This is a genomic window from Streptomyces sp. NRRL B-1140 (assembly GCF_001280065.1).
In the GTDB taxonomy this organism is placed as follows: domain Bacteria; phylum Actinomycetota; class Actinomycetes; order Streptomycetales; family Streptomycetaceae; genus Streptomyces.
Genome location: NZ_LGEA01000108.1, coordinates 1 through 13959, shown reverse-complemented (window position 1 = coordinate 13959; position 13959 = coordinate 1). Strand labels below are relative to the sequence as shown.

Sequence of the window (13959 nt, the reverse complement as noted above, 5' to 3'; positions counted from 1 at the left end):
CCGCTGGGTGCCGATGCAGTTCTGGCCGGCGGCCCAGAACGCGCCGGAGACGCAGGAGGCCACGGCCTCGTCGAGGTCGGCGTCGTCCATGACGATGACCGGGGCGTTGCCGCCGAGGTCCATGGCGAGTTTCTTCAGGCCGGCGGTGCGGGAGATGGCCTCGCCGGTGGCGAATCCGCCGGTGAAGGACACCATGCGCACGTCGGGGGCGGCGACGATCGCGGCGGCGATGCCGGCATCGCCGTTGACGACGGTGACGATCTCCTCGGGCAGGCCGGCCTCGATGAGGGTGTCGACCAGTCTCAGGGCGGACAGCGGCGTCAGCGCGGACGGTTTCAGGATGACCGCGTTGCCGCCGGCGATGGCCGGGCCGAGCTTGTGGGCGACCAGGTTGAGGGGGTCGTTGAACGGGGTGATGGCGGCGATGATGCCCAGCGGTTCGCGGGTGAACCAGCCCTGCCGTTTCTCGGAGCCCTCGTAGGAGTCGAAGGGAATCACCTCGCCGACGTTGCGCCGTGCCTCCGCTCCGGACAGGGACAGGGTGTTGACCGCGCGGGCGACTTCCTTGCGGGCCTGGGCGATGGTCTTGCCGGCCTCACCGACGATCAGCCGGGCGAAGGACTCGGCGCGCCGCTCGACCAGGCGGGCGGCGCGCTCCAGGACCCCGGCCCTGGAGGCACGGGACAGAGCGGCCGCGGTGCGGCGCCCGCGCCCGGCCTGCCGCAGGATGCCGCCGACGGCGCCCGCGGCGACGGTGGGCACCGAGGCGATGACCTCGCCGGTGTAGGGGTTGTGTACGGGCGCCGTGTCGGCGCCGAGCTCGACGCCGGGGGCCATGGTGGTCTCAGACACGGTGAGTCTCCTTCAGAACGGGGCGTGTGGGCGCGGCGTGGTCGTCGGCGTGGCGCTGGTGGATGGCGGTGATGTCCGACAGCAGGGCGTAGGCGGTCTCGATGCGGCCGGCGCCCGGGCCGCTGACCGTGACGGTGCCGAGGAGGTCGGTCTGGAAGGCGACCGCGTTGAGGGGGCCGGAGACCCCCGCCAGCGGGTGGTGTGCCGGCAGGGCGAGCGGGGCGACACGGGCATCGACGCCGCCGTCCTCGTGACGGATGGCGGAGCCGACCAGCTTCCAGCGCAGCCCCTTGCGGGCGGCGTCCCGTACCTCGTCCGGTGTGATCGCCGAGATGCCCTCGCGGAAGACGTCCTCGCGGCGCAGGTCGGCGCCGAGGACCTCGTTGGCGAGGATCATGACCTTGAGCTGGACGTCATGGCCCTCGATGTCGGCGGTGGGGTCGGCTTCGGCGTACCCGAGGTCCTGGGCTTCGGCGATGGCGGCCGACAGTTCGAGGCCCTCTTCGAGGCGGCCCAGGATGTAGTTCGAGGTGCCGTTCATGATGCCCTGGACACCGGTGATCTCCAGGCCGCCGAACATGCGCTGGGCGGTGCGCAGAACGGGAGTGCCGCTGAGTACCGAGCCCTCGAACTCGAAGCTGACACCGTGCTCGGCGGCCAGCTGCTTCAGAGCACGGCCGGCGAGGGCGACCGGTCCCTTGTTGGTGGTGCACACGTGCTTGTCCGCTTCCAGGGCCCAGCGCACGTGGGACAGGGCGGGCTCGCCGTCGGTGGGATTGGTGAACGTGGCCTCCACGACGATGTCGGCCGGCACCTCCCGGATCACCCACTCGTTGCGCGGATCCGCGCTCCCGCCGGCCAGGCCCGCGAGGTCCAGCTTCCCGGGCTCGGTGGCCAGCAGCGGCGCCAGCTCGATGCCGTCGGTGTCCACCAGGGAACCGGCCCGGAGATCGGTGATCGCCACCACCCGCAGGGCGAAGCCCAGGTCCTCGGCCAGGCGTTCCCCGTTCCGGGAGATGAGTTCGGCAAGCGCGCGGTTGACGCCGCCGAATCCGATGAGGGCGAGATCGTATCGGCCCATGAGATCGCTCCTTCACAGTCCGCCGCCTTCACGGTGCGGCTGGTCAGAGCCTGGTTTGCGCGCCTGTCACCTGCGCCATGCCGCAACGGCCACACGGCATGCCGATCTGCACGATCGCGGTGACGATTCGCCCGCTCCGGGCCCGGTGGGAGCCGGGTCGTTCCGGCCGAAGGCGAAGGCCTGGGGACGACGAGAACTCCACCCTCGTGCCGAAGCAGCGACAGGCGTAAGGGTTCCGTCATCTCCTGCGGGCCACAGGACGGCAGTCCGCCACGTTGAATGGGCAGCAACAGGCGGACTCTGAAGGGGCGAGGCGACGATGAGGCGCGAGCGGAAGGCCGTGACCGGATCGTTGGTCACCGGGGTGCTGGTGGTGGCGGTGACCGTGGTCGGATTCGGACTGTACTGGTTCCAGCCGTGGAAGCTGTGGCAGGACGAGACCGTCCAAGAGGCGCTGCCCGAGACCGCGGCCACCTCCGCCCCACCCGCGGCGGAGATCCGGACGCCCTCCTCCCCGGCCGGGCCGCAGACGCTGGCGAGTGGTGAACTGATCAGCCACGAGCACGCGACATCCGGCAGTGTGAAGCTCGTACAGCTGGCAGACGGCTCCCACGTCGTCCGGCTGGAGAACCTCGACACCAGCAATGGACCGGATCTGCGCGTGTGGCTGACCGACGCACCCGTGAAGGAGGGGAAGTCCGGCTGGCACGTCTTCGATGACGGGGAGTACGTCAGTCTGGGCAAGCTCAAGGGCAACAAGGGAAGCCAGAACTACGCCCTGCCCGACGACGTCGACCCCGCGCGCTACAGCAGCGTCAGCATCTGGTGCGACCGCTTCGACGTCTCCTTCGGCGCGGCCGAACTCGCCCGCGCCTGAGGTCTCTCAGGCCGGAACAGGAGACCGAGAGCCTGGGTGCCGCCATGCCCGGCCAGCGCATGAGAAGACCGCCCGCGGGCTCGGACGTCAGTGCCGCTCGGCATCGGACAGATTCTGCGCGCACCAGATCGTCTTGCCGTCGGTGGTGTGCCGGGTGCCCCAGCCCTCGGTGAGCTGGGCGACGAGCAACAGGCCGCGCCCGCCCTCGTCGAAGGCGCGGGCCCGGCGCAGGTGCGGGGCGGTGTTGCTGGCGTCGGAGACCTCGCAGATCAGAGAGGTGTCGCGGATCAGCCGCAGCCTGATGGGCGGTTCGCCGTACCTGATGGCGTTGGTGACCAGTTCGCTGACGACCAGTTCGGTGACGAAGGCCGCCTCGTCCAGGCCCCAGGCGTCCACCTGGTCGACGGCGAGCTTCCTGGCGCGCGGCACCTGCGCGGTGTCGGGCTCGACGTCCCAGTCGGCGACGTGGTGCGGGTCCAGCGCGTGGGTGCGGACGAGCAGCAGAGCGGCGTCGTCGGTGCGGCGTCGGGGGAGCATGACGTCCATCACCGTGTCGCACAGGACCTCCAGCGAGGCGGTCGACTGGTTCAGGGCTTGCCGCAGTTCGGCCCTCCGCTGGTCGGCGTCGCGCTCGCGGCTCTCCACCAGTCCGTCGGTGTAGAGGGCGAGCAGGCTGTCCTCCGGCAGTTCGAGCTCGGTGGCCTCGAACGGCAGCCCACCGACGCCGAGCGGCGGTCCCGGGTGGACGGATAGCGGCGTCGGGCTGCCGTCCGGCGAGATGATCAGCGGCGGGGGATGGCCCGCACTCGCCAGCGTGAGGTGCCGTGAGACCGGGTCGTAGACGGTGTAGAGGCAGGTGGCCCCGGACTCGCCTGTCGACGGGAAGTGTCCGGTGGGCTGGAGGTCGCCGGCGAGGTGGAGGACCAGGTCGTCCAGGTGGGTCAGCAGTTCGTCCGGTGGCAGATCGACGTCGGCGAGGGTGCGTACCGCGGTGCGCAGCCGGCCCATGCTGGCCGAGGCGTGCAGGCCGTGCCCGACGACGTCGCCGACGACCAGGGCCACCCGGGCGCCGGACAGCGGAATGACATCGAACCAGTCACCGCCCACCTCCGTACCGGTCCCGCCGGGCAGGTAGCGGGAGGCCACCTCGACCGCCTCCTGGTTCGGCAGTCCCTGCGGCAGCAAGGTGCGTTGCAGGGTCAGCGCGGTGGTGCGCTCGCGCGAGTAGCGGCGGGCGTTGTCGATGGCGACCGCTGCCTTGGCGGCCAGCTCCTCGGCGAGGATCAAGTCGTCTGCGGTGAAGGCCTCGGGGCGCTCGACGCGGGAGAACGCGACGACGCCGAGCAGCGCTCCGCGCGCCCGGAGCGGCACGGTGATCCGGCCGGTCAGCCCGTCCCCGGCGAGGGACGCGTCGATGACGGGGTTGCCCGGCGGCCAGTGGGCCGGGTCGGCGGCGAGTCCGGGCCCGAAGGCCCACTCGCCGCCCTGGCCGGGCTCGACCGCGAGCTCGACCGTGGACCTGCCGGCGGCCATGCAGCGGGCGGCGACGGAACCGGGTGCGTGCGTGACCGGTGTCGTGACGCCCGGAGCCTGGCCGGCGTCCGCCTTCGTGCTGTGCTCTGCGGCACGGGTGAGCCCGATGGTCTCGCCGGGGGCGGAGGGCAATCCCGAGGGCGGCTCCTCCCCGCGCAGCACCTCGTCGAAGAGGTCCACGCTGACGAGGTCCACGAATCCCGGCACCGGAGTCGCGGCCAGTTCCTGGGCGGTGCCGATCACGTCCAGGGTCCGGCCGATGCCGCCGCTTGCCTCGTTGAGGAGGAGCAGGCGTTGCCGAGCCCAGTACTCGGCGCTCATGTCGAATCCCCAGTTGGCGATCGCGCGGACCGTGCCCCCGGCATCCCGGACGGGCCAGATGCTGGTGGCCCAGGCGTTGGCGTAGTCGCTGCCGCGCGGGCGGAAGACTGTGATGAGACGCGTGGGCTCGCCCGTCCTCGCCACTTGGGCGAGCGCGTCGGTGTAGGGCTTGTCGTCCCGCTCGGGAAACAGGGTGCGGTCGAACTCGGGAAGCACCTCGCGGTACTTCCTGCCGAGCACTTGTTCCTCGGAGTGCGCTATCACCCGGCACGAGGAGGCGTTGATCCACAGGAACCGCAGCTCGGGATCGTAGACGCCCAGAGCGAAGGGCGACTGCTCGAAGGCCCGGTCGGCGACCACCGGGCGGCGTCCCCAGCGCTGGATGGTCACCACGTGGCCCAGCGCCCGCCCGGACGGGCCGGACAGCGGGTGGGCCGTCACCACGGCGTCCACGGTGGAACCGTCCCGGTGGCGCAGGAGGACGAACCCCGTCGGGTCGGGACCGGCGCCGTAGTCCTCCGGGAAGCCGGGTGGCGGCGGGTCGGCCAGCAGGGCGGTCACGGGACGCCCGACGGTTTCCTCCGCCGTCCAGCCCAGCAGCAGCCGGCCCCCCTCGCTCCAGCCGCTCACGATGCCGTCGGGGTCCACCACCACAGCGGCCGTGGGGGAATCCTGCTTGCCGGCCATCTCCACGTACCACGCCTCCGTCCGGATTGCCGTGCCCGTCCGGGCTGGTCTCCAGCGGCTGCTTCCAGACTAGATCGGCCCCCACTGCATGGCGCTCCGGCTGGTGCGCCTTCTGCGCGACGGGTGCCGGGCGCGCGGCCCGGCTTCCCCGAGGTCCCGGTCCCCTACGACCAGGGCAGGACCAGCGCACCCCAGGCGACGACAGGGCCCAGGGCGACGATTCCGCCGGTGTAGCCGATGACCTGACGGTAGAACCGCCGGGGGTCCACCCCGCGGGCGTTGCCGAGGACGAGTGCGCCGTTGGTCGAGAAGGGCGAGGTGTCGACGATCGTCGTGGAGACGGCGAGTGCGGCGATCAGCCCCGCGGCGCTGAGATGGCTGGACAGCAGCAGCGGTACGGCGATCGGGATGATCGCGGTGAGGATCGCGGTGGAGGAGGCGAACGCGGACGTGATGGCCACGGTGAAGCACAGCAGCAGGGCGACCGCGACCGGCGCGCCCAGCCCGGCCGCGTGCTCGGAGATGTTCTCGATGATGCCCGCCTTCTCCAGCATGGCGATGTACGTCATCATGCCCGCGACCAGCAGCAGGGTGGACCAGCTGACGCCCTCCACGGCCTTCTCCTGGCGCTTCATGTCCACCAGGGCCAGCAGGGCACCGGCCGCGAGGGCGAGGAAGCCGATCTCCAGATGGAAGCCGAGGGCGCCGATGACGAGGGCGGCCAGGCAGGCGAGGGTGAGCCACTGGCGCCAGTCGGGCCTGCCGGACACGGCGGTTTCCTCGCCCTCGGCCGCTTCCTCTGAGCCCTCGGCCAGCGGGACGGGCCGCTTGGCGAGGAGCACGTAGGTCAGTGCCGAGAGCACCAGGTTGATCAGGAAGCTGGCGCTGAACAGCGCCACCGCGGACACGTGCAGGTCGGTCTTGTCGACCAGGCCGAGCACCAGCGCACCGGACACGGCGAGCGGGGAGAAGGCGCCCGCGTGCCCGCCGCTGATCACCATCATGCCCACGACCAGCGGGTTGAGTTTGTAGCGGTAGGCGAAGTTCATGCCGATCGGTGCGAGGATCGCGACCGCGGCGGGGGTGAAGGTGCCGAACGCCGTCAGCAGGGCGGCGACGAGGAACAACACCCAGGGGATGAGGGCGACCTTGCCGCGCACCAGCCGCACCCCGGCCGCGACCAGCCGGTCGATGGTGCCGTTGCGGCGGGCGACGGAGAACAGGTAGGTGACCCCGACGATGGTGACGAAGAGCTTCGCCGGGAACCCTTCGAAGATCTCGTCCTCGGTGAGGCCGAGGGAGGCGGTGCCGACGGCGAAGGTGGCGACGAAGGCGAGGATGCCCAGGTTGATCGGCAGCACCGTGCCGACCACGAACATCACCAGCAGCGCGCCTATGGAGATCACTTCAGCAGACATCTTCGTCCTTGGTGCGATGGGGGAGGAGCGCGCCCCGGGGGCGCGAGGGTATCCCGGTCCGGACGGCTGGGGGACCGGCCGGCCGAGGTGATGTCCGTCCCGGTTCAGGCGGCTTGGCTGCCGCCTGTTCCCGGGACGTAGATGCGGGCGTCGGCGAGCAGCCGTGCCGCGCGTTGCACGGTGACCCGCTGCGGCAGGCCGTCCCGCACATCGGTGCAGCGGACCGCGACGATGCCGGCGGGTGTGCCCAGCCGCAGCCATTCGTCGGTGGGGCCGCCCGCGGTCCGGCAGACCACGGAGTCCTCGACGAGCCCGGCCGCCGCGACGGCGACGGCGGAGGTCAGGCCGATCGCGGGGTGCGGGGCGTTCATGCTGAGCATGCGCACCGAGATGTCGTAGTCCTCGGCGGCGATCCGTTCCCCGAGGGTGGTGGTGTACGGCACCGGCGGGCCGACCAGGCCCACCTTGGGCACCGCGTCGCCGGGTTCCTGGCCCGGCTTGAGCAGCCCCATCAGCGGTGCGGCGGTATGCCGCACGGTGCGCAGCCAGGGCACGTCCGCGGCCATCCGCTCCAGTGGCACGGCACCGTCGCGTCCGGCGCCGAGGGCGTCGACGAGGACGACGGGTGCTCCGGCGTCCACCATGCTCACCCGTACCGGCTCCGCTCCGGCGACCGGCAGCCCCTGCACTGCCTGCCCGGTGGGGAGCAGCGAACCGGTGGTGCCGCCGGCCGGATCGCGGAAGGTGAGGCCGACGGCGACCCCGCCGGCACGGGTGCCGGGTACGGTCTGGCGGCCGAAGTGGTGGACGACGCCACCGGTGGTGTCCACGAGCCCTTCGAGGACCGCGCCGGTGTTGGTGTTGCGCATCACCACACGAGTCCGGTCGCCGGTGATGGCCACCATGCCCTTCGCTACCGCGTACAGCGCGACGCCCGTGGCGCAGTTGCCGCAGTTGCTCGTCCACTCGACAGAGCCCGTGCCGATGCCCACCTGAGCGAAGAGATAGTCCACGTCCACGCCCGCGTCGGGGGCGGCGCCCACGACCGCCGCCTTCGAGGTGGTGGGGGTCGCCCCGCCCACGCCGTCCAGTTCCACCGGGTCGGTGGAGCCGTACGCGGAGACCAGGAGACTCTCCAGTTCGCCACGGCCGGCGGGTACGTCGACCTGATTGAACAGCCAGCATTTGCTGGTGCCGCCACGCACCAGGGTCGCGGGAGTGTGCACGTCCGAGCTCTTCCTTGATCGACGAGGGGGAAGGGGGAGGCCGAGGCGGCGGTCACCAGCGCATTGCGGACGGGTGAACCGCTCGGCGATTGCGGAGACCTTCGCAGAGCGGTGACTTCGGAACAATCGCAGTTCGCTTCACCTGGGTTTAGCTCAGCTAAAGTCGGACGCATGCTGAACGTGCGCCGGCTGCTGCTGCTCACCGAGGCCACCGAACGCGGGTCGCTCACCGCCGCGGCGGAGGCTCTGGGAATGACCACGTCCGCCGCCTCCCAGCAGATGTCGCTGCTGGAACAGGAGGCCGGACAGCCCCTGATCGAGCGGCTGCCACGCGGGATCCGCCCCACCCCCGCGGGTGCGGCACTGGCCGGGCGCGGTCAGGCGATCCGTCGTGAACTGCGCGCAGCGCAAGCCGACTTGGACTCGTTCACGGCCCTCGATCAGGGAACTCTGCGGCTGGGCTCCTTCCCCACGGCCAGCGCGTCCCTGCTGCCGCTCGCGCTCACCCGCTTTCGGCGCCGTCACACCGGCATCCGCATCGAGGTACGCGCCGGGGTCCTCGCCGAGCTCCGGGAAATGCTGCACACCGGCGAGGTGGAGCAGGGGCTGCTCTGGGACTACGAGTGGAACCGCCTCGACGATCCGGCGCTCTCCCTCACCCACCTCCTGGACGATCCCACGGTGCTGGTGGTCCCCGCCGACTCCCCCCTGCGCACCCACCCCTCCGTGCGCCTCGGCGACCTCGCCGACCAGGAGTGGATCATCCGCGCCGACAACCACCCCGTCGCCGACGTCCTGCGCCGAAGCTGCCGCCGGGCGGGCTTCGAGCCGCGCATCGCCTACTCCTCGCACGACTACCAGGAGGCACAGGCCATGGTCGCCGCCGGGCTGGGCATCGCCCTGGCACCTCGCCTGGCCCTCACCAGCCGTCGCAGCGACGTACGTCTGCTGCCCTTCGCCTCCGACGTACCGGCCCCCACCCGCCGCATCCTGCTCGCCCGCGCCACGGCCCGCCCCGCCACTCCACCCGCCCAGGCGATGGCCCGCGTCCTGCGCACGGTGGCGCAGCGGTTCACCGCTCCCGGCCTGCACCGGGCCCAGCTCGGTGCGGTACGGCGCGGCTGATCACCGGAGCGGCTGGAGGGCGCGGGCCCGCGCAGCCGCCTCTTGACGAGGGAAGAGCGCGCACCTACGTTCCTGACACCGCTCCACGATCGGTCGATCTCCCGAAACCTTTCGGTCCTACGGGAGCGCTCCCACACCCTCCGGGACGAAGAGCGCGGACACCGAGACCGGCGACGCCCCCGCCAAGGAGGAACCATGCCGTTACACCGCAGAGGATCCAGCAGCACAGGACCGGAATCTCCAAGTCGCCGTGCCCTTCTGGCGACGATGGGCGCCCTGCCCGTCCTCGCGGCCGCGACACCGGCCGTGGGAGCACCTCGCACACCGTCCCTCGCGGCTGCGCTGACCGTCGACCCCTCGGCGACGCGGCAGACGATCCGCGGATTCGGTGGGATGAACCATCCGCTCTGGATCGGTGACCTGACGCCCGCTCAGAGGGACACGGCGTTCGGCAACGGCGAGGGACAGCTCGGTTTCTCGGTGCTGAGGATCTTCGTCTCCGAGGACCGGGCGAACTGGAACCGCGAAGTCGCCACCGCCAGGCGTGCGATCGAACTCGGCGCGACCGTCTTCGCGTCGCCCTGGAATCCCCCCGCGAACATGGTCGAGACCTTCACCCACGGCCAGCAGACCAACGCCAAGCGGCTCCGGTACAACATGTACGGCGCCTATGCGCAGCACCTGAACGACTTCGTCGGTTTCATGCGGAACAACGGAGTGAACCTGTATGCCATCTCCGTCCAGAACGAGCCCGACTACGCGCACGACTGGACCTGGTGGACTCCAGGCGAGATGACCCGGTTCCTGCGGGAGAACGCCGGCTCGATCAGTACCAAGGTCATCGCCCCTGAGTCCTTCCAGTATGTGAAGAGCTTCTCGGACCCGATCCTCAACGACGCCGGAGCACTCGCCAACGTGGACATCCTCGGGGCGCACCTCTACGGCACACCGTTCCAGAACTTCCCCTACCCCCTCTTCAAGCAGAAGGGCGGGGGCAAGGAACTGTGGATGACGGAGGTCTACTACCCCAACAGCAGTGATTCGGCCGATCTCTGGCCCCAGGCACTCGGCGTCGCCGAACACGTCCATCGCGCGATGGTGGACGCCGAGTTCCAGGCGTACGTGTGGTGGTACATCCGGCGCGGCTACGGACCCATGCGGGAAGACGGCAGGATCAGCAAACGTGGTGCCGGCATGGCGCACTTCTCCAAGTTCGTCCGCCCGGGGCACGTACGCCTCGCCGTGACGCCGAATCCCCAGCCGGACGTCTACGTCTCGGCGTACAAGGGGAGCGGCTCCCGGTTGGTCATCGTCGCCGTCAACAAGGGAACCGCGCGAGTCAGCCAGCAGTTCGTCCTGCAGAACAACCCCTCGACCGGTGTGTCCTCGTGGGTGACGGACGCCGGCAGGAATCTCGCATCCCAAGGCAGGATCACCGTGTCGAACGGCTCCTTCACCGGTCAGCTTCCCGCTCAGAGCGTGACGACTTTCGTCACCGGGTGAGGATCTCCCTGCCTCTTTCCCGCATCCCGAGGTGAGGGACGCGACGGAGAGCAGGGGACCGACTGTGACTGCGACCCACGGCCCGGCCGCCGCCCGGCGTGCCGGGCCGTGCCACGAGACCGCAACATCCTGGCGAGGACGCCACCGTGTCCCCTCGAAGGGCACGAACGCCGGCACTCGGCCCCACCGTTTCTCATGGCCGTCTCGATGCGCCCCCATGGCCGTTTCGACGCGCGCACGCCCCCCTCGCCGGCGGACGACCGGCGCTCCGCACACCTGGCGCCTCCCGGACCCGTTTCAAGTGCCGTGTCCTGCCCGGTTCTTGATCGTTCCAAGTGACGTGGAGATGAGTGCTGCTTGGGCCCGCGGCGCGAGCCGGACGGTTCCGGCCGCCGTACTCACGGTGCTGCTGGCCGGAGGTTGTGCCGGGGCCGGGCCACCGCAACCGGCACTGCCGACCTCGGAGCAGGCGCGCAGCGACCTGATCAAGGCCGCACAACAGGTCCTGGTGGACCGGTGCATGACCGCCCACCGCACCGCGGATCCGTCCGCCTCGCAGGAGGACGCGCTCTTCGGGACGGGCCCGGCGGAACTGGAGGTCAACCTCGCCACCGGTCACACCGTCCGCACGCACACGGACGGTTGCCTGGCCCGGGCGCACCGCCATCTCTACGGCGACCAAGCCCGCTGGTTCCGCGTCGAGGTCACCGTCAACAACCTGCGGCCGGAGGCGCAGGCCCGCCTCGAGCAGGATCCCCGGTACCGGGCAGCGCTCGCGCGCCGGGCCGCCTGCCCCGAGGGAAACACCCGGTGTGCGCGGGACAGCGGGCTGGACGACCTGCGGGCGCGACTGGAGCCCGCCCGGCTCGACGCCGTTCGCGCCGCGCACCGCGAGGACATCGCCACGTACGAGCAGTTGCGCGACCGCGCACTGCGCCGGGCGGCCCGGCTGCTGGCCGGCCGCCCCACCCCCCACCAGAAAGGCCCCGATCCGTCATGACGAAAAGCAGGCTGTACACCGCCGTCGCAGCGGTGTTCCTTCTCCTCGCCGGTGCTCTCACCACGGCCGGCACGGCAGGCGCCGCCGATTGCCCGCGCGGTGAGTTCTGCGTCTGGCAGAACGCCGACTTTTCCGGTCAGCGTGCCAACTGGTCCGGTGACGACCGCTGGTGGGAGAGCTGGATCGCGGACACGGACTCCTCCTGGGCCAACCACGGGATTTCCGGGCCCGGTATCAAGGACCACGTCAGGGTCTACTCCAGCGCCAGTCTGGGCGGGCACATGACGATCTGTCTCACTCCCGGGCAGGAAGTCGGCTACAACGGCGCGGCCAACGACCGGGGCGATTCCCACACCTGGGCCATGAGCTGCTGACACGAGGCACGACCGGAGCCTCTGCCTGACGCACGTCAGGCAGAGGCTCCGTGCTTCGCCCGGGCCCGGACACGAGAGCCGGCGACCTGCGAGACCTCGCAGCCCCGCGGACCGGCTATCGGGAGACCGGCTTCCTGACGCGTGCCGACTCGTCCTGCAGAAGCAGGGAGAGGAGGGAGGCCACCGAGAGGCCGGCTTCGGCCGGGTGGCGCAGCACCTTGTCCGGCTCGATGCGGTAGGTGTTCGTGCGTCCGTCCCGGGTGTGGGAGAGGTAACCGTCCTGCTCCAGATCCGCGATGATCCGCGAGACGGCACGTTCCGTGAGACGGCAGCGGGCAGCGATATCGCGGATGCGGACGTTCGGGTTGTCGGCAATGACTGCCAGTACGCGCGCGTGGCTTGTGATGAACGTCCATCCGCTGTGGGATTCGGGCACTCCGACCATGCGCAGCATTTTAGAGGAGCCTGTTGCCGGAACGTAGATACGTGACATACTTTTCATGCAACATATGACGTGCTCCCCTCGGGGGATCCACAGAAGGAGCCCGACCATGCCCTGGGACGAGGCCGGCGCGCCGGCGCTCACGCGCGACACCGGCGCCGAGGCGCTGCCGGAACAGGCCATCGCGTCTGCCTCGGAAGGGGCCGCGGTCCTGCAGTACGAATGGCGCGGGGCCTGGGTCGTCGTCGCACGCGGCTCCTACGACATCGACTCGATCACGCCATTGGCGGACGCGCTGACGGTCGCGGTCCGCGAGCATCCGAAAGTGATCCTGGATGCCTCCGGTATCACCTTCGCCGACTCCACCCTGCTGAACCTGCTCATCCTCACCCATCAGGCGGGCACCCTGCGGATCGTGGGGCCGTCGGTGCACCTGCAGCGGCTCTGCGAGATCACCGGAGTCGACACCATCCTGGAGACCCGGGACTCCGTCGACGACGCCGCCGTCTCCTGAGCGGGCGCGCCTCGCGTCCGTGCGCTGTGCCGGTCCGCCCGCCCCCGCCGCGCGGGTTCCGGGCACGCTGACGCAGTTCGGCCGAGGATGATGGATCCTGCTTTGTTCAGGGCTTAAAACGTGGGTTAACCTGCGGCGTATTTCCACATCGCATACACATCTGTGACCGTGGAACACGCTTGCACGACAACCGGGCCGCACTTCGGTTCGGGGGGTTCCGAGTCCTCGGCTTCGAGGGCTCTTGGGGAGCGGAACGAGGGTGCGCATGACCAGCGACAGCACTGGGGTCGTCGATGCGGTGCCGGGTGATCAGGAGTTGCGGCGGCTGCTCGCCGGCCTGACAGCGGTCCGCGACGGGGACTTCGGTACCCGGCTGCCGGACGACGCGGACGGCCTCATGGGCGACATCGCCACAGTCTTCAACGGCATGGTCGACCAGCTGTCCGTGTTCACCTCGGAGGTCACGCGTGTGGCCCGTGAGGTCGGCACCGAGGGCACGCTCGGCGGGCAGGCGGAGGTGCCGGGAGTCTCGGGCACCTGGGCCGACCTGACCGACTCGGTGAACGCGATGGCCGGCAACCTGACCACTCAGGTCCGCGACATCGCCCAAGTGGCCACGGCGGTTGCCAAGGGCGACCTCTCGCAGAAGATCGACGTGCCTGCCCGCGGTGAGATCCTGCAGCTGAAGGAGACCGTCAACACGATGGTCGACCAGTTGTCGGCCTTCGCGGACGAGGTCACGCGTGTGGCCCGCGAGGTCGGCAGCGAGGGCCGGCTCGGCGGCCAGGCGCAGGTGCCCGGCGTGGCGGGCGTCTGGCGTGACCTCACCGACTCCGTGAACCACATGGCGGGCAACCTCACCAGCCAGGTCCGCTCCATCGCCCAGGTGACCACGGCGGTCGCCGAAGGCGACCTCTCGCAGAAGATCACCGTGGACGCGCGCGGGGAGATCCTGGAGCTGAAGAGCACCATCAACACGATGGTGGACCAGTTGTCCGCGTTCGCG

At 70.5% G+C, this 13959-nt stretch carries 13 protein-coding genes; 7 read left to right on the top strand and 6 right to left on the bottom strand.

From position 1 onward, the window contains the following. A partial coding sequence (locus tag ADK65_RS25005; protein WP_234352941.1) for an aldehyde dehydrogenase family protein occupies positions 1 to 852 on the bottom strand: 852 nt, incomplete at its 3' end. After that, positions 845 to 1933 (bottom strand): homoserine dehydrogenase, encoded by a 1089-nt coding sequence (locus tag ADK65_RS25000; protein ID WP_053672798.1) that lies wholly within the window; start codon positions 1931 to 1933, stop codon positions 845 to 847. The genes ADK65_RS25000 and ADK65_RS25005, both read right to left, overlap by 8 nt. Before the next feature lie 319 nt (positions 1934 to 2252). On the opposite strand from ADK65_RS25000, the gene ADK65_RS24995 reads away from it, so the two are divergent. Beyond that, positions 2253 to 2810, top strand: a complete 558-nt coding sequence (locus ADK65_RS24995; protein ID WP_053672796.1) for a DM13 domain-containing protein — start codon at positions 2253 to 2255, stop codon at positions 2808 to 2810. Positions 2811 to 2897: 87 nt separating this feature from the next. On the opposite strand, the gene ADK65_RS24990 is transcribed toward ADK65_RS24995, so the two are convergent. The 3 genes from ADK65_RS24990 to ADK65_RS24980 form a co-directional block, all read right to left on the bottom strand. Continuing rightward, positions 2898 to 5351, bottom strand: a complete 2454-nt coding sequence (locus tag ADK65_RS24990) for a SpoIIE family protein phosphatase (protein WP_053672802.1) — start codon at positions 5349 to 5351, stop codon at positions 2898 to 2900. Between the two features lie 164 nt (positions 5352 to 5515). Further along, positions 5516 to 6757 carry an SLC13 family permease gene (locus ADK65_RS24985; RefSeq protein ID WP_053672794.1) on the bottom strand — a complete coding sequence of 414 codons (1242 nt, stop codon included), beginning with the start codon at positions 6755 to 6757 and terminating at the stop codon, positions 5516 to 5518. Between the two features lie 116 nt (positions 6758 to 6873). Next, positions 6874 to 7995 (bottom strand): PrpF domain-containing protein, encoded by a 1122-nt coding sequence (locus ADK65_RS24980; protein ID WP_053672792.1) that lies wholly within the window; start codon positions 7993 to 7995, stop codon positions 6874 to 6876. A 171-nt stretch (positions 7996 to 8166) separates the two neighbouring features. On the opposite strand from ADK65_RS24980, the gene ADK65_RS24975 reads away from it, so the two are divergent. The 4 genes from ADK65_RS24975 (at position 8167) to ADK65_RS24960 (ending at position 11997) form a co-directional block, all read left to right on the top strand. Then, positions 8167 to 9120 (top strand): LysR family transcriptional regulator, encoded by a 954-nt coding sequence (locus ADK65_RS24975; RefSeq protein ID WP_053672790.1) that lies wholly within the window; start codon positions 8167 to 8169, stop codon positions 9118 to 9120. Between the two features lie 195 nt (positions 9121 to 9315). Continuing rightward, on the top strand, positions 9316 to 10623 hold the full coding sequence (locus ADK65_RS24970) for a glycoside hydrolase family 30 beta sandwich domain-containing protein (RefSeq protein WP_053672788.1): 1308 nt from the start codon (positions 9316 to 9318) through the stop codon (positions 10621 to 10623). A 346-nt stretch (positions 10624 to 10969) separates the two neighbouring features. Continuing rightward, the gene (locus ADK65_RS24965; RefSeq protein WP_063788049.1) at positions 10970 to 11623 is read left to right on the top strand and encodes a hypothetical protein; all 654 of its coding nucleotides are present in this window, start codon (positions 10970 to 10972) and stop codon (positions 11621 to 11623) included. Continuing rightward, on the top strand, positions 11620 to 11997 hold the full coding sequence (locus ADK65_RS24960; protein ID WP_053672784.1) for a peptidase inhibitor family I36 protein: 378 nt from the start codon (positions 11620 to 11622) through the stop codon (positions 11995 to 11997). Before ADK65_RS24965 ends, ADK65_RS24960 begins: the two co-directional genes overlap by 4 nt. A 115-nt stretch (positions 11998 to 12112) precedes the next feature. Here the strand turns inward: ADK65_RS24960 and ADK65_RS24955 are convergent, their stop codons facing one another. After that, positions 12113 to 12442 (bottom strand): helix-turn-helix transcriptional regulator, encoded by a 330-nt coding sequence (locus tag ADK65_RS24955; RefSeq protein WP_053672800.1) that lies wholly within the window; start codon positions 12440 to 12442, stop codon positions 12113 to 12115. Between the two features lie 106 nt (positions 12443 to 12548). Between ADK65_RS24955 and ADK65_RS24950 the strand changes: the two genes are divergently transcribed. Then, positions 12549 to 12953: an STAS domain-containing protein gene (locus ADK65_RS24950; RefSeq protein ID WP_053672783.1), complete on the top strand. Its 405-nt coding sequence runs from the start codon at positions 12549 to 12551 to the stop codon at positions 12951 to 12953. Between the two features lie 265 nt (positions 12954 to 13218). Further along, positions 13219 to 13959, top strand: a 741-nt coding sequence (locus ADK65_RS24945; RefSeq protein ID WP_159038814.1) for a HAMP domain-containing protein, incomplete at its 3' end; no start/stop codon positions are given.